The organism is Streptomyces poriferorum (assembly GCF_019399235.1).
GTDB lineage: Bacteria > Actinomycetota > Actinomycetes > Streptomycetales > Streptomycetaceae > Streptomyces > Streptomyces poriferorum.
Window position 1 is genome coordinate 19682 of record NZ_JAELVH010000064.1, and the last position, 14705, is coordinate 34386.

Sequence of the window (14705 nt, forward strand, 5' to 3'; positions counted from 1 at the left end):
ACGCCGGAGACGGAGGTCCTGGACGCCGCGACGCCGCTGGTCATCGCGGGCGCGGCCGATGGGCCACGCGCACCGGAGGGTGTACGTGGCCCTGGACGGTACCGGGTGCGGGGGCTCAGCCTCCGGCGGCGACCCCGAACAGGGAGCCCAGGCCGTAGGTGATCGCGGCGGCGGCGCCGCCGAGCGCCAGCTGGCGCAGTCCGCTGAACCACCAGCTGCGGGCCGTGACCCGGGCGACCACCGCTCCGCAGCCGAACAGTCCGGCCAGGGCGAGCAGCACGGCGGGCCACATCGCGTCCGCGCCGAGCAGGTACGGCAGTACGGGCAGCAGCGCGCCCAGCGCGAAGGCGCCGAACGAGGACACGGCGGCGACGAGGGGCGACGGCAGGTCGCCCGGGTCGATGCCCAGCTCCTCGCGGGCGTGGATCTCCAGGGCCTGCTCGGGGTCGCGCGACAGCTGCCGGGCGACCTCGCGGGCGAGCCCGGTCTCGACGCCGCGGGACTCGTAGAGCGCGGCGAGCTCCCGCTCCTCGTCCTGGGGGTGCTTGCGCAGCTCCCGCCGCTCGACGTCGAGCTCGGCCTCGACGAGTTCGCGCTGTGAGGCGACGGAGGTGTACTCGCCTGCCGCCATGGAGAAGGCGCCCGCGGCCAGACCGGCCAGGCCCGTGATCACGATCGTGCGGTGCGAGACCGCACCGCCCGCGACACCGGTCATCAGGGCGAGGTTCGAGACGAGCCCGTCCATCGCACCGAACACCGCCGGACGCAGCCATCCGCCGTTCACATCACGGTGGGTGTGGTTGTCCCGGTGCGCCTCGTGCAGTACGGCGTCGGTCTCGATGATGGACACAGCTCTCCCCTTCTCCAGCAGCGGATCTCGTACGCTCCGCCCCGCTCGACACCCTCGAAAGTACGCACGAAAAATGGCTCCCGCCAGCAAGGCAGGCCGTACTTACCACCCTGAGTAACCAGGTAGGTACGCCTTGCCTTGCTGTCCGAAGGCCGTCATCCGAGTGGCCCTTTTGTGGTGATAACCGGCCTCTGTCGTGGCTCCGCGTGGCACAGATCCCACAGGGACGAGAACTGGCTCGGTACGAGCGAAGGGTCGACGCGATGGAGCTGACCGCAGGAAATCCGGCAGGGCCGCGGACTAACGGCGCGCGGGCGGCGGTACGCGGGGCTCCCGAACCGGCCGGTGCCGCACCGGGCGGCATCGGTGACCGGGCCAGGGGCGCGCTGCTGGGCCTCGCGGTCGGCGACGCGCTGGGCGCCCCCGCGGAGAACATGCGGCCCTCCGAGATCCGCCGCCGCTGGGGCCGGATCGAGGGCTTCGTGAGCGACGACCCGGCGGGCACGGACGACACGGAGTACGCGATCTTCTCCGGGCTGCTGCTGGCCCGGCACGGCTCCGCGCTGACCGTCACCCATGTCGAGCGGGCCTGGCACCTGTGGATCGCCGATCTGGACGAGGGGCCGTTCCGCGGTGCCGGTTTCAGCGAGCGCGGCACGCTGGAGAACCTGCGCCGGGGGCTGGCCGCCCCGATCTCCGCCCAGCACCGGCACGCCTGGAGCGACGGTCTGGCGATGCGGGCGGCCCCCTTCGGCGTCTTCGCGGCGGGCCGGCCCAGGGAGGCGGCGCGGCTGGTCGCGGTGGACGGCCGGGTCAGCCATGACGGTGAGGGCATCTACGGCGGCCAGGCGGTGGCGGCCGGGGTGGCGGCCGCGATGACGGGGGCCGGGGTCACCTCCGTGATCGCCGCCGCGCTCTCCGTCGTACCGATGGACTCATGGACGGCGCGCTCGCTGCGCCGGGCGGTGACGGCGGCGCAGCGCCCGTATCCCGACCGGCTGACCAGGGAGCGGGCGGTGCGTTCGGCCGTCGTCGTCGGCGGCTACCCGTGGACGGACCTGGCACCGGAGGCGGTGGGGCTGGCCTTCGGCGCGTTCGCGGCGACGCACGGCGACTTCCGTACGGCGGTGCTGATGGCGGTCAACATGGGCCGCGACGCCGATACGACGGCCGCGGTGGCGGGGGCCCTGGCCGGAGCGCTGCACGGGGCGTCCGCCATCCCGCGCCCCTGGGCGGACGCGATCGGCCCGGTCCGCGGCAGCTGTCTCCCGTCGATGCGCGGCTACCACGTCCTGGACATCGCGGAGCTGCTCACCCCGGACGAGACGGAGGAACCGGGCGGGGAACCGCAGGCACGGGACCAGCAGGCACGGGACCAGCAGGCACGGAGTGGTCCGCCCGAACGGGGGGCCCCTGTGGACGGCGCCCTCGCCCCCGGAACGGAGGTGCGGCGATGACCACGGCAAGGGATGCCTCCCGTACCGCGCACCCGGGCGGCACCACGCATCCGGACGACGCGCGCGAACACCCCGGCGCCGAGCGGCTGCGGGAGGCGGAGCGCCGCGAGACCGGCCGGGGCGCCGGCCACGCGGCCCCGGAACTCTCCCCCACCGCCCGGCCGGCCGCACCGCGCCGGGCCCGCATCGAGGGGCTGCTGCTCGGGCTGGCCGCCGGGGACGCCGCCGGGTGGCCGGCCGCACGGCACCGGGCGGCCCGGATGCCGGAGTGGACCCGGCGCCTGACCCGCGAGCTCGACACCTTCGCCGAGCAGAACGCGACGACCACGCTGCCCGTCCCCATCGCGCTCAACCAGCCGCCCGAGCCCTTGCGGCTCGGCCCGTCCGACGACGCGGAATGGGCGGCGTTCGCCGCCGGGACCGTACTCACCTCGGCGGCGGGCGCGCTGCAGGGGCTGACCCCCGGGCGCCGGATGCGCGCCGCCGTGGACGCCGCCTGGAACGCGCTGGCCGCCGAGGTCGCCGCCGCGGCCGCCCGGGCGCCGGAGGTCGAGTCGGCGGTCCTGCCGCTGCGGGCCCGGATCTCGGTCCGGGCCGGGCTCGGCAACCTCGCCGCCGGTCTCCGCCCACCGGCCACCGGCCACGACAACCCGCACTACTTCGACGACGCGGCGTGTGTGCGGGCCGCCGTGCTCGCCGTTGTGCACCCCGGCGCCCCCGAGGCCGCGGCCGACCTCGCGGAGTTCGACGCGCGCTACACCCAGGACGGTGACGGGGTGCACGGTGCGCGGGCGATGGCCGCCGCGATCGCCGAGGCGCTCGGCGGCGCGGACGTGGACACCGCGGTGAACGCCGCGCTAGCCCAGCTCCCCGAGGGCACCGAGATCGCCCGCAACGCCGCGCACGCGGTCCGCATCGCCCGCGACTTCGCCGGTGAGCGGGCCGGCGCGTTCGCCCTCGTACCGGTGCTGGAGCATCAGATCGTCGACCACGTCTACAGCTACGGGATCGCCGCGGCCGAAACGGTCCCCGTCGCCCTCGCCCTGGCCACCGCTGCGCGCGGCGACATCGCGCAGGCCGTGCCGTCGGCGGCCTGTCTCTCCCGGGTCGCCGACTCGGCCCCCGCCCTGGCCGGCGCGCTCACCGGTGCCCTCGGCTCGATCACCACCGTGCCCGACGGCTGGCGCGAGGCTTGCCGCACCCTGGCGGGGTGCGCGCTGCCCCGTTTCGCGGGCACGGATCTGATCGAACTCGCCGGGCTGCTGGCAGACACGGAACCAGCACCCTCGGGTGGACAATTCGGACATGACATCCACAGCGCCCACGGCGCCCACGAGGTCCGCAGCCCCCACGACGCCCGCGGCGCCCACCCTCGATGAACGGATCGCGGGCGCGCTCGTCGGCGCGGCCGTCGGCGACGCGCTCGGCGGCCCGGTCGAGGGCTACACCCCGGAGCAGATCGTGGCGCGCCACGGCGGGCGGATCACCGGCGTCGTCGGCCCGTGGGACGGCGACGACTGGCGTACCGCCCGCCCCATCGCGCCGTACCACAAGGGCGACGGGCACATCACCGACGACACCTTGATGACCCATGCGCTGGTACGCGTGTACGGGAAGGTCCGCGACCACCTCGACGCGTACGCCGTCGCCGACCACCTCGTGCCGGAGCTGATCTCGAAGCCCCGCTGGATTCCGGAACTGGAGGCGGAGGCGCTGCCGCTGCAGCGGATCTTCCTTGCCGAGAAGTGGATCGTCGCCCGGCTGCACTACGGCCATGCCGACCCGCGCGAGGCGGGCACCGGGAACATCGTCAACTGCGGCGCGGCGATGTACATGGCGCCCGTCGGCCTGGTGAACGCGGCCCATCCGCAGGCCGCGTACGCCGAGGCGCTGGATGTCGCGGGCGCCCATCAGTCGTCGTACGGGAGGGAGGCGGCCGGAGTCTTCGCTGCTGCCGTCGCCGCGGCCTGCGTCCCGGGCGCGACACCCGCGAGCGTCGTCGAGACGTGTCTGGCGCTCGCCAAGGACGGCACCCGGGCGGCGATCGACGCGGTCTGCGAAACGGCTGTCGGCTACCGGGACTTCGAGTCGGCGCTCGTCCCGCTCCGGGAGGCCGTCGCCCCCTTCGACACGGTCGGCCCCGATTACCGCGCTCCCTCGCTCGGTGCCCGCCGCCCGTCCCGGCTGCACGCCATCGAGGAACTCCCCGTCGCGCTCGGGATGCTGCTGGTCGCGGACGGGGACTACCGGCAGACGGTCCTCGGCTCGGTCAACTACGGGCGGGACTGCGACTCGATCGCCACGATGGGCGGCGCGATCGCGGGCGCCCTGCACGGCGATCGGGCGGTCCCGGACGACTGGGCGACGACGGTCGGCGAGGCCAGCCGGCTCGACCTGCGTGCCCCGGCCCGCGTCCTGACCGACGTCGCCCGCGAGGTGTTCGCGCGCGACACGGCCCGCCGCCGCGCCCACGAGGCGGCCTTCGCCGCGCCGGCGGGCCGGCCGTGACCGCGACGGTGCGGGCCACCTGGGTCCAGCCCGAGGACCTGGTCGGGCACGAGTTGCGGCAGGCGGCCGAGGACGGGCGGGACGTCCGGGACATCGAACGCCGGTGGTACGAGGCAGGCGGCTCGCCGGCCCCGGACCGTGCGGGCGCCTCGACGCCCCCCGCCCCGCCCGGGCTGCGCGCGGTCGCCGCACACCTGCTGGACGAACTGGCCCTGCTGGATTCGCCGCTGGCCGACGACGAACCGACCGCCCTCGACGCGATCCGGGCCGCCTGCCCGCAGTGGCCGCACCCGCGCACGGAACCGGGCACCGTGGACCGCGAGCAACCGCACCCGCGCACGGAACCGGGCGCCGTGGACCGCGAGCGGCTGCACGCGGCCTGGCTGGGCCGCGCGGCCGGCTGTCTGCTGGGCAAGCCGGTCGAGAAGCTGCCGCTGGAGGGCATCCGCGCCCTGGCCCGGGCCACCGGCAACTGGCCGCTGAGCAACTGGTTCACCGCCCGCGGCCTGCCCCCGGCGCTGGCCGCCACCTACCCCTGGAACCGCCGCTCGGCACCCACCTCGCTGGCCGAGAACATCGACGGGATGCCCGAGGACGACGACCTCAACTACCCGCTGCTCACCGTGCTGTTGCTCCAGCGGTACGGCAGGTCGTTCAGCACCGCCGATCTCGCCAGGCTCTGGCTGGAGGAGCTCCCGGCGGGCCGGACGTTCACCGCCGAGCGGGTCGCGTACCGCAATCTGCTCGACGGCCTCGAACCGCCGGACACCGCCCGTCACCGCAATCCGTTCCGGGAGTGGATCGGGGCGCAGATCCGTGCCGACGTCCACGGCTGGACCCATCCCGGTGATCCCGGCGCGGCGGCGGAACAGGCTCATCGCGACGCGGTCCTGACCCACACCGGGAACGGGGTGTACGGCGCGATGTTCACTGCGGCGGCGCTCGCGGAGGCGGCCGGGGGCGAGGCCGATGTGCACGGGTGTCTCGCCGCCGGTCTGCGCGTGGTGCCCCCGGGATCGCGGTTCGCGCAGGCCGTGCGGGACGGTATCGCCACCGCTCGCGAGGAGGACCGTTTCGATACGGTCGTCGACCGGCTCCACATGGCGTACGGCAGGTATCACTGGGTACATGTGCTGCCCAACGCGGCTCTGCTCGCCGCCGCCCTCACCCACGCCGACGGCGACTTCACGGGCTCGATCTGCCGTGCGGTGTCCGGCGGCTGGGACACCGACTCCAACGGGGCGACCGCCGGTTCCCTCGCGGGCCTGCTGGCCGGACGGCCGGACGCGCTGCCCGACCGGTGGACCACCCCGCTGAAGAACCGGCTCGCCACGTCCGTCCCCGGTTTCGACTCGGTCGGCTTCGACACCCTCGCCGACCTGACCCACCGGCTCACCCGGCTCACCCACGAGGAGGCACTCCGCCCATGACCAAAGTCGCGGTGCTCGGCAGCACCAATATGGATCTTGTGGCCTACGTCGACCGGGCTCCGGAACGCGGGGAGACCGTCACCGGGCGGGAGTTCCGCACCATCCCCGGCGGCAAGGGCGCCAACCAGGCCGTCGCCGCCGCACGCGCGGGCGGCGACGTGATGATGATCGGCGCGGTGGGCGACGACGAGTACGGCGTCCGGATGCGGGAGAACCTGGAACACTCGGGCGTCGACACCGATCTCCTGCACACGGCGGAAGGACCCAGCGGCACCGCGCACATCGTGGTGGACGGCAAGGGCTCCAACGCGATCGTCGTGATCCCCGGCGCCAACGGCACCGTCACCGCGATCGGCCCGGGCGAGATCGCCGCCATCGCCGAGGCCGATCTGCTGCTGCTCCAGCTGGAACTGCCGCTATCCGCCGTGCTCGAAGGAGCCCGCGCCGGTCACGCCCAGGGGGTGCGGACGATCCTCACCCCGTCCCCCGTACAGCAGCTGCCCGCCGAACTCCTCGACTGCGTCGACCTGCTGATCGCCAATGAGTACGAGGCGGCCGAACTGTCGGGGCACGCCGAACCGCACGCCGCGGCCGAGGTCCTGCTCAGTCAGGTGCCCGCGCTCGTCATCACGCTCGGATCGAAGGGCTGCCTGTACGCGGCACGGGGCAGCCAGACCATCCACTTCCCCGCCCCCGAGGTCGCCGCCCTCGACACCACCGGCGCCGGGGACACGTTCGTCGGTACGCTCGCCGTGGCGCTCGGCGAGGGACGGCCGGTGCCGCAGGCCATCGCCTGGGCCTCGGCGGCCGCCGCGCTCTGCGTCCAGAAACCGGGCGCCTCGCTCTCCATGCCGTACCGCAGCGAAATCGACGCCGCATGAGCGCGCCGGGAGCAGCGCCCCTGACGGGGCTGCGCGTCATCGATCTCGCCACGCTGTTCGCGGGCCCCCTGTGCGCCACGATGCTGGGCGACTTCGGCGCCGATGTGATCAAGGTCGAGCATCCGAGCAAGCCCGACCCGTCCCGGGGGCACGGCCCCACGAAGGACGGGGTCGGTCTGTGGTGGAAGCTGCTCGGCCGCAACAAGCGCAACCTCACCCTCGACCTGGCCTGCCCGGGCGGCCGCGATCTGTTGCTGCGGCTCGCCGCCGACACCGACGTGATCATCGAGAACTTCCGGCCGGGCACGCTGGAGCGGTGGGGGCTCGGGCCGGCCGAGCTGCACGCCGTCAACCCGCGCCTCGTGCTGGTCCGGGTCACGGGCTTCGGCCAGTTCGGCCCGTACGCGCACCGGCCCGGCTTCGGCACGCTCGCGGAGGCGATGAGCGGATTCGCGGCGATCACCGGCGAGCCTGACGGCCCTCCGACGCTGCCGCCCTTCGGTCTCGCCGACTCGATCGCGGCGCTCGCCACGTCGTTCGCCGTGATGGCGGCGCTGGCCGGCCGGGACCGTACGGGCGAGGGCCAGGTCGTCGACATGGCGATCATCGAGCCGATCCTGACGGTGCTCGGCCCGCAGCCTCTCTGGTACGACCAGCTGGGTTACGTCCAGCCGCGCACCGGCAACCGTTCGCGCAACAACGCCCCGCGCAACACCTACCGCACCTCGGACGGGCAGTGGGTGGCCGTCTCCACCTCGGCGCAGTCCGTCGCGGAGCGGGTGATGCGTCTGGTGGGCCGGGAGGAGCTGACCGAGGAGCCGTGGTTCACCTCGGGCACCACCAGGGCCGAGCACAGCGACGAACTCGACGAGGCGGTCGGCCACTGGATCGGGCGGCGCACACGGGACGAGGCGATCTCGGCGTTCGAGAAGGCGGAGGCGGCCATCGCGCCCATCCACGACATCCGTGACGTGATGGAGGATCCGCAGTACCGGGCCCTGGACTCCATCACGGAGGTCGACGACCCGGAGCTGGGCCCGCTGCGGATGCAGAACGTCCTCTTCCGGCTCTCCGGCACCCCCGGGGGCATCCGCTGGGCGGGGCGGCCGCACGGCGCCGACACGGAGGAGATCCTCAACGGGCTCGGCCTCAGCGGCGAGGAGATTGCGGCACTGCGGTCGGAGCGTGTCCTGTGACCGCCGAGACCCCGCTGACGTGGCTGTACGTCCCCGGCGACCGGCCGGATGTGGTGCGCAAGGCGCGGGACTCCGGGGCGGACATGGTCATCGTCGACCTGGAGGACGCGGTCCCCGCCGACCGCAAGGAGTACGCACGGTCCGCCGCCGTCGAGCTGCTCTCCGATCCGGCCTCCCCCACCCAGGCGCCGGTCCACGTCCGGGTCAACGACGAGACGGACGTGCTGGCCCTCGCGGGGCTGGCGGGCCTCGCCGGACTGCGGCTGCCGAAGATCACGCATGCCGCGTCCGTCCACCACATCGCGGCGCTGGCCCCGGGGGTCGCGCTCTGCCCGCTGCTGGAGTCGGCGCTCGGTATCGAGCACGCGTACTCGGTGGCCGGCGCCCATCCGCAGGTGCGTTCCATCGCCCTCGGGGAGGCAGATCTCCGGGCGGATCTGGGGGTGCGCGAGGATGCGGGGCTCGACTGGTCGCGCAGCCGGGTGGTGGTCGCGGCCAGGGCGGCCGGGCTGGCCCCGCCCACCCAGTCGGTGTTCCCGGACGTCCGGGACCTGGACGGGCTGTGGAGGTCCTGCGCCCATGGGCGGGCGCTCGGGTTCCTCGGCCGGGCGGCGATCCACCCCCGGCAGCTCCCGGTGATCGAGCGGGCGTTCCGGCCGACACAGCAAGAGGTCGAGGCGGCTCAGGAGATCGTCGAGGCGGCCCGGGTCGAGGCGGGTGCGCAGGCCCTGCCGGACGGCCGCTTCGTCGACGCGGCGGTAGTGGCCCAGGCCCACCGCACGCTGGCCCTGGCGGGACGGGTGCGGTGAGCGGTTCGCGGTGCCGGGCAACCGGTGAGCGGGCGGTGCCCCGCTGACCCCCTCGTCCTCAATCGCCGGACGGGCTTGGGTTGCCGCCCTGCCGGGCCGGGGCCAAGCCCGTCCGGCGATTGAGGACACCACGACGGGCAGAGATCCCGTGCAGGCGGCAAAAACAAGCCCGTCCGGCGATTGAGGACACCCTGCCGCCGGCACGGACGGCACGGACATGACGAGGGGCCGCCGAATCGTTCGGCGGCCCCTCGTCCTCGTCTGTGCGGCGTCGGCGTCAGCCCTTGGCCGTCTCCGCCTCACCGTTCGTCTTCGGCGCGTCCTCTTCGGCATCGGCGTCGGCATCGACCGGCTTCGCTTCGGCGGACTCCGTGTCCTCGGCGGCTCCGCCGTCCTCGGCCTCGGGCGCCTCCGGCGTCTCCGACACCCCCGGCTCGACGATCTCCTCGCGCCCCGGCCGTACCTTCGCCGAGATCACGATGTACACGACCGCCAGCACGAACACGATCAGCGCGGTCCACACGTTCAGCCGCAGGCCCAGGATGTGGTGGGCCTCGTCGACACGCATGTACTCGATCCAGGCGCGGCCCGCGCAGTACGCCGCTACGTACAGCGCGAACGCCCGTCCGTGCCCGAGCTTGAAGCGGCGGTCCGCCCAGATCACCAGGAGCGCCACGCCGATGCACCAGAGCGACTCGTAAAGGAAGGTCGGGTGGTAGGTGCCGGCCACCCGGTTGGGGCCCTCGCTGATCTTCAGCGCCCACGGGACGTCGGTCGCCCTGCCGTACAGCTCCTGGTTGAACCAGTTGCCCCAGCGGCCGCAGGCCTGGGCCAGGGCGATGCCGGGGGCGAGCGCGTCGGCCCAGGCGGGCAGCGGGATCCCGCGGCGGCGGCAGCCGATCCAGGCACCGACCGCGCCGAGCGCGATCGCACCCCAGATACCGAGGCCGCCCTGCCAGATCTTGAAGGCGTCGACCCAGTTCTCACCGTCGCTGAAGTACAGCTGGTAGTCGGTGATGACGTGGTAGAGCCTGCCGCCGACCAGGCCGAAGGGCACGGCCCAGACGGCGATGTCGGCGACCGTGCCGGCTCTGCCGCCTCGGGCGACCCAGCGCTTGTTGCCGAACCAGACGGCGACGAAGACACCGATGATGATGCAGAACGCGTAGCCGCGGAGCGGGATCGGTCCGAGATCGATCACGCCGGTCGACGGGCTGGGGATGTAGGCAAGATTCATGGCACGGTCGACGCTACCCTGCCGGGCGGGACGTACGGCAACCCGCCCGACAACGTCTGGGTAACGAGCCGGTCATCGATTCCCCGGGCGGCCCCCTCTCAGGACCCCGAGGGGGCGGGTGTGGCGGTCCCCGGCTTCTTGCCCTTGTTGGCCTCGGCGACCCACTTCTTCAGGTTGGCCACGGTGATCGGCTCGTCCCCCTTCTTGGGGAAGATCGACTCGCCGTTGAGCAGCGCCGTCGGCGTGCCCTGGAATCCGCCGTTCTCGAACGCGGTGTTGGACTTCTCCACCCAGGCGTCGTGCGCACCGTCGTCCACACAGCTGCGGAACGCGGGCGTGTCGAGGCCCTCGACCTTCTTGGACAGCTCGATCAGCTTGCTGTTGTCGCCGAAGGCGTCGTCGGACTCCGGCGGCTGGTTGCTGTACAGGACGTCGTGGTAGGCCGGGAACTTGCCGACGTCCTGGGCGCAGGCTGCCGCGTTGGCCGCCTTGAGGGAGCCGCTGCCGCCGAGATTGCCGTCGATCAGGGTGGCGAAGTGGTACTCGACCTTGAGCTGCCCGCTCTGCTCCATCTGGTGGATCGTGTCCCGGAACGCGTTCTCGAACTGGGCGCAGACGGGGCAGCGGAAGTCCTCCCAGACCGTGAGCGTGGACGGGGCGTCGTCCGCTCCCACCGGAATGGTCAGGCTGTCCTTGCCCGTGGCACCGGACGGCGCCACGGCGGGACCCGACGCCTTGTCCTTGTCGCCCTTGCCGCCGGTGTTCGCCGCGATCACGCCGACGACGGCGGCCAGCCCCAGGATTCCCACCACGGCGGCGGAGACGATCAGCGTGCGGCGGCGGCGCTCACGCGCCCTCACCTGCTCGCGCTGCTGGATCAGCCGGTCTCGCGCGGCCCGTTTTCCCTCTTGGTTCTTCTCGCTCACACCCGCAGCAACGAACCGGGGAGGCACTCGCGTGCCTCCCCGGTCCCAGGTCCACCCATTCGGGTGAGGAAGGGTGTCAGCGCTTTCGAACACCCTCGGCCAGATCGGCCGCCAGTGAGCGGACGGCCGCGAGGCCCGCCGCCTCGTCCGGCGCGTCGAGCATCCGCTTGACGAAGGCGGAGCCGACGATGACGCCGTCGGCGAAGCCCGCGACCTCGGCAGCCTGGTCGGCGTTGGAGACGCCCAGGCCGACGCAGACCGGGATGTCGGTGGTGGCGCGGGTGCGCCGCACCAGGTCCTGGGCCTGTTCGCCGACCGAGACGCGGGTACCGGTGACCCCCATCAGCGAGGCGGCGTACACGAAGCCGGAGCCGGCCGCCGTGATGGTGGCGAGCCGCTCGTCCTTGCTGCTGGGCGCGACGACGAAGACGGTCGCCAGACCGTGCTTGTCGGCGTGCTCACGCCACAGGGCGGACTCCTGGACCGGCAGGTCGGGCAGGATGCACCCGGCGCCGCCGGCCTCGGCGAGTTCTGCGGTGAAGCGCTCGACGCCGTACCGGTCGATCGGGTTCCAGTACGTCATGACGAGGATCGGGATGCCGGTCGCCTCGTGGGCCTCGCGGACCGTACGCATCACGTCGGCGATCCGCACCCCGCCGCGCAGCGCGATGTCGTCGGCCGTCTGGATGACGGGGCCGTCGAGCACGGGGTCGCTGTGGGGCAGCCCCACCTCGACGACGTCGGCGCCGCCCGCGGCCACGGCCTTGACGGCCTCGATGGCGCCGTCCACGGTCGGGAAGCCTGCGGGCAGGTACGCGATCAGCGCGGCCCGGTTCTCGGCCTTCGCGGCGGCGAGCGTGGTGTTCAGCAGTTCGATGTTGCCGCTCACTTGACGTCCCCCTCGATCTCGGCGCCTTCGCTGCCCGCGTCGGCCTCGACGGCGGCGTCGGTTTCGTACAGCCCGAAGTAGCGCGCTGCCGTGTCCATGTCCTTGTCTCCCCGGCCCGACAGGTTGACCAGGATCAGACCGTCCTTGCCGAGCTCCTTGCCGACCTCCAGGGCGCCGGCCAGCGCGTGCGCGCTCTCGATGGCCGGGATGATCCCCTCGGTGCGGGAGAGCAGGCGCAGCGCCTGCATGGCCGCGTCGTCGGTGACCGCGCGGTACTCGCCCCGGCCGACGTCCTTCAGATAGGCGTGCTCCGGGCCGATGCCCGGGTAGTCCAGGCCGGCCGAGATGGAGTACGGCTCGGTGATCTGGCCCTCGTCGTCCTGGAGGACGTAGCTGCGCGAGCCGTGCAGGATGCCGGGCTCGCCCTCGGTCAGGGTCGCCGCGTGCTCGCCGGTCTCCACCCCGTGCCCGGCGGGTTCGCAGCCGATGAGGCGGACTCCGGCGTCCGGGATGAGGGCGTGGAAGAGGCCGATGGCGTTGGAGCCGCCGCCGACGCAGGCGATGGCGGCGTCCGGCAGCCGGCCGGCCCGCTCCAGGATCTGGCGCCGGGCCTCGACGCCGATCACGCGGTGGAAGTCGCGGACCATCGCGGGGAAGGGGTGCGGGCCCGCGACCGTACCGAAGAGGTAGTGGGTGCGGTCGACGTTGGCGACCCAGTCGCGGAACGCCTCGTTGATGGCGTCCTTCAGCGTGCGGGAGCCGGACTTCACCGCGATGACCTCGGCGCCGAGCATCCGCATGCGCGCCACGTTCAGCGCCTGTCGCTCGGTGTCGATCTCGCCCATGTAGATGGTGCATTCGAGACCGAAGAGCGCGCAGGCGGTCGCGGTGGCGACGCCGTGCTGACCGGCTCCGGTCTCCGCGATGACGCGGGTCTTGCCCATGCGCCTGGTGAGCAGTGCCTGGCCCAGCACGTTGTTGATCTTGTGCGAGCCGGTGTGGTTCAGGTCTTCGCGCTTGAGGAAGACCCGCGCGCCGCCGGCGTGCTCGGCGAAGCGCTTGACCTCGGTCAGGGCGCTGGGCCGGCCGGTGTAGTTCACCATCAGCTCGTTGAGCTCGGCGGCGAAGGCCGGGTCGGCCTTCGCCTTGTCGTACTCGACGGCGACCTCGTCCACGGCGGCGACGAGCGCCTCCGGGATGAACTTTCCGCCGTACGCACCGAAGTACCCCTCGGCGCTGGGGATCAGACCCTCCGGGTCCGGAATGAAGAAGTCGGACGACATCTCGGCGTTGCTCCTCGGCATGGCAGTGGGTGGGTTCACCGTATTGCGCCGTGAGCGGAGCGCCGCCGCGGCCGTGGAGGGCCGGGCGGTGCGGTCGTGCGGATCCGCCTGATGGGCGGGGGTGCGACGGCCGGGGCTCGCTCTACTGCGCGGACCCCGTGCGCCATCGCATGCCGTTGACCTGTCCTGGCTCGTCGCCGATCACGTACCGCACCCGCCGTCCGTGCACGCGGCGCGCGGGGGCGCGGCAGCCGCGGGGGCGGCAGCCGCGCGCCAGCGGCGCGTGCGGGTCGCGTCCCAGCGGCTGACGTGCCCCGGCGGGGCAGAGGCCCGCCCGGGGACGGAGCGCGGAACGGTCGGGGGTCACGGGCAGGGCCTTTCGTTTGGATCAGGCCGGATCAGGGAGCCGGGTCCGGTGCGTGCAGCTGCAAGGCGGAGGAGGGAGTCACTGCGGAGCACTGGCGGCCGACGACAACGCCGCAGACGCGCGCACCGGAGCCCGCGAGCCCGGCGTGATCCGAACCGAAAGGTCCTGGGTCAGCTCCGTCCGTGCCGGAGCGCCGGGTGGGCGCCGGCGGCGACCAGGTCGGCGACGGCCGCCCGCGGGTCGCGGCCGGTGACCAGGGACTCGCCGACCAGCACACCGTCCGCGCCCGCGTTGGCGTAGGCGATGAGGTCGTGCGGGCCGCGGACACCGGACTCGGCGATCTTGACGATGTGGTCCGGGATCTCGGGGGCGACGCGCTCGAAGGTGGAGCGGTCGACCTTGAGGTCCTTCAGGTTGCGCGCGTTGACGCCGATGATCTTCGCGCCGGCTTCCACCGCGCGCTCCGCCTCCTCCTCGTCGTGCACCTCGACCAGCGGCGTCAGGCCGATGGACTCGGCACGCTCAATCAGGGAGACGAGGGCCTCCTGGTCGAGGGCGGCGACGATCAGCAGGGCGAGGTCGGCGCCGTACGCGCGCGCCTCCCACAGCTGGTACGAGGTGACGATGAAGTCCTTGCGCAGGATCGGGATGTCGACCTTGGCGCGGACGGCCTCCAGGTCGGCCAGCGATCCGCCGAAGCGACGCTCCTCGGTGAGGACCGAGATGACGGACGCGCCGCCAGCCTCGTAGTCCGCGGCGAGCGCGGCCGGGTCGGCGATGGCGGCAAGGGCGCCCTTGGAGGGGCTGGAGCGCTTGACCTCGCAGATGACGGTCACGCCCTCGCCGCGCAGGGCGGCGAGGGCGTGACCGTC

General features: G+C 73.3%; 14 protein-coding genes. 7 read left to right on the plus strand and 7 right to left on the minus strand.

Translation table 11 applies throughout. From position 1 onward, the window contains the following. Positions 1 to 115: 115 nt before the first annotated feature. The gene (locus JGS39_RS14170; RefSeq protein ID WP_219569336.1) at positions 116 to 850 is read right to left on the minus strand and encodes a VIT1/CCC1 transporter family protein; all 735 of its coding nucleotides are present in this window, start codon (positions 848 to 850) and stop codon (positions 116 to 118) included. Positions 851 to 1056: 206 nt separating this feature from the next. Between JGS39_RS14170 and JGS39_RS14175 the strand changes: the two genes are divergently transcribed. Genes JGS39_RS14175 through JGS39_RS14205 form a run of 7 tightly spaced genes read left to right on the plus strand, consistent with a single transcriptional unit; the run spans position 1057 to position 9131 of the window. Continuing rightward, the gene (locus JGS39_RS14175; RefSeq protein WP_372456147.1) at positions 1057 to 2307 is read left to right on the plus strand and encodes an ADP-ribosylglycohydrolase family protein; all 1251 of its coding nucleotides are present in this window, start codon (positions 1057 to 1059) and stop codon (positions 2305 to 2307) included. Continuing rightward, positions 2304 to 3686: an ADP-ribosylglycohydrolase family protein gene (locus tag JGS39_RS14180; protein ID WP_236063299.1), complete on the plus strand. Its 1383-nt coding sequence runs from the start codon at positions 2304 to 2306 to the stop codon at positions 3684 to 3686. The genes JGS39_RS14175 and JGS39_RS14180 overlap by 4 nt, the downstream gene beginning before the upstream one ends. Then, positions 3613 to 4815, plus strand: coding sequence for an ADP-ribosylglycohydrolase family protein (locus JGS39_RS14185; protein ID WP_219569337.1), 1203 nt, complete (start codon positions 3613 to 3615; stop codon positions 4813 to 4815). Before JGS39_RS14180 ends, JGS39_RS14185 begins: the two co-directional genes overlap by 74 nt. Continuing rightward, entirely contained in the window at positions 4812 to 6245 is a 1434-nt protein-coding gene (locus JGS39_RS14190; protein WP_219569339.1) for an ADP-ribosylglycohydrolase family protein, read from the plus strand. The genes JGS39_RS14185 and JGS39_RS14190 overlap by 4 nt, the downstream gene beginning before the upstream one ends. Beyond that, positions 6242 to 7126, plus strand: coding sequence for a ribokinase (gene rbsK / locus JGS39_RS14195; RefSeq protein WP_219569341.1), 885 nt, complete (start codon positions 6242 to 6244; stop codon positions 7124 to 7126). Before JGS39_RS14190 ends, rbsK begins: the two co-directional genes overlap by 4 nt. Beyond that, positions 7123 to 8322: a CaiB/BaiF CoA transferase family protein gene (locus JGS39_RS14200; RefSeq protein ID WP_219569343.1), complete on the plus strand. Its 1200-nt coding sequence runs from the start codon at positions 7123 to 7125 to the stop codon at positions 8320 to 8322. The genes rbsK and JGS39_RS14200 overlap by 4 nt, the downstream gene beginning before the upstream one ends. Next, a complete protein-coding gene (locus tag JGS39_RS14205; protein ID WP_219569344.1) occupies positions 8319 to 9131 on the plus strand; it encodes an HpcH/HpaI aldolase/citrate lyase family protein in 813 nt (270 codons plus the stop codon). Before JGS39_RS14200 ends, JGS39_RS14205 begins: the two co-directional genes overlap by 4 nt. 277 nt (positions 9132 to 9408) lie before the next feature. Here JGS39_RS14205 and lgt read toward each other — a convergent pair whose 3' ends face one another. From lgt to trpC, 6 genes are all read right to left on the minus strand, one after another. Then, the gene (lgt, locus tag JGS39_RS14210; RefSeq protein WP_219569346.1) at positions 9409 to 10368 is read right to left on the minus strand and encodes a prolipoprotein diacylglyceryl transferase; all 960 of its coding nucleotides are present in this window, start codon (positions 10366 to 10368) and stop codon (positions 9409 to 9411) included. Positions 10369 to 10466: 98 nt separating this feature from the next. Then, positions 10467 to 11294 carry a DsbA family protein gene (locus JGS39_RS14215; protein ID WP_219569348.1) on the minus strand — a complete coding sequence of 276 codons (828 nt, stop codon included), beginning with the start codon at positions 11292 to 11294 and terminating at the stop codon, positions 10467 to 10469. A gap of 76 nt (positions 11295 to 11370) precedes the next feature. After that, a complete protein-coding gene (trpA, locus tag JGS39_RS14220) occupies positions 11371 to 12183 on the minus strand; it encodes a tryptophan synthase subunit alpha (protein ID WP_219569350.1) in 813 nt (270 codons plus the stop codon). Further along, complete coding sequence (trpB, locus tag JGS39_RS14225; RefSeq protein WP_219569352.1) at positions 12180 to 13466, minus strand: tryptophan synthase subunit beta; 1287 nt, start codon at positions 13464 to 13466, stop codon at positions 12180 to 12182. Before trpB ends, trpA begins: the two co-directional genes overlap by 4 nt. Positions 13467 to 13608: 142 nt before the next feature. Continuing rightward, a complete protein-coding gene (trpM, locus tag JGS39_RS40835; RefSeq protein WP_236063301.1) occupies positions 13609 to 13767 on the minus strand; it encodes a tryptophan biosynthesis modulator TrpM in 159 nt (52 codons plus the stop codon). Between the two features lie 236 nt (positions 13768 to 14003). After that, a partial coding sequence (trpC, locus tag JGS39_RS14230; protein ID WP_219569354.1) for an indole-3-glycerol phosphate synthase TrpC occupies positions 14004 to 14705 on the minus strand: 702 nt, incomplete at its 5' end.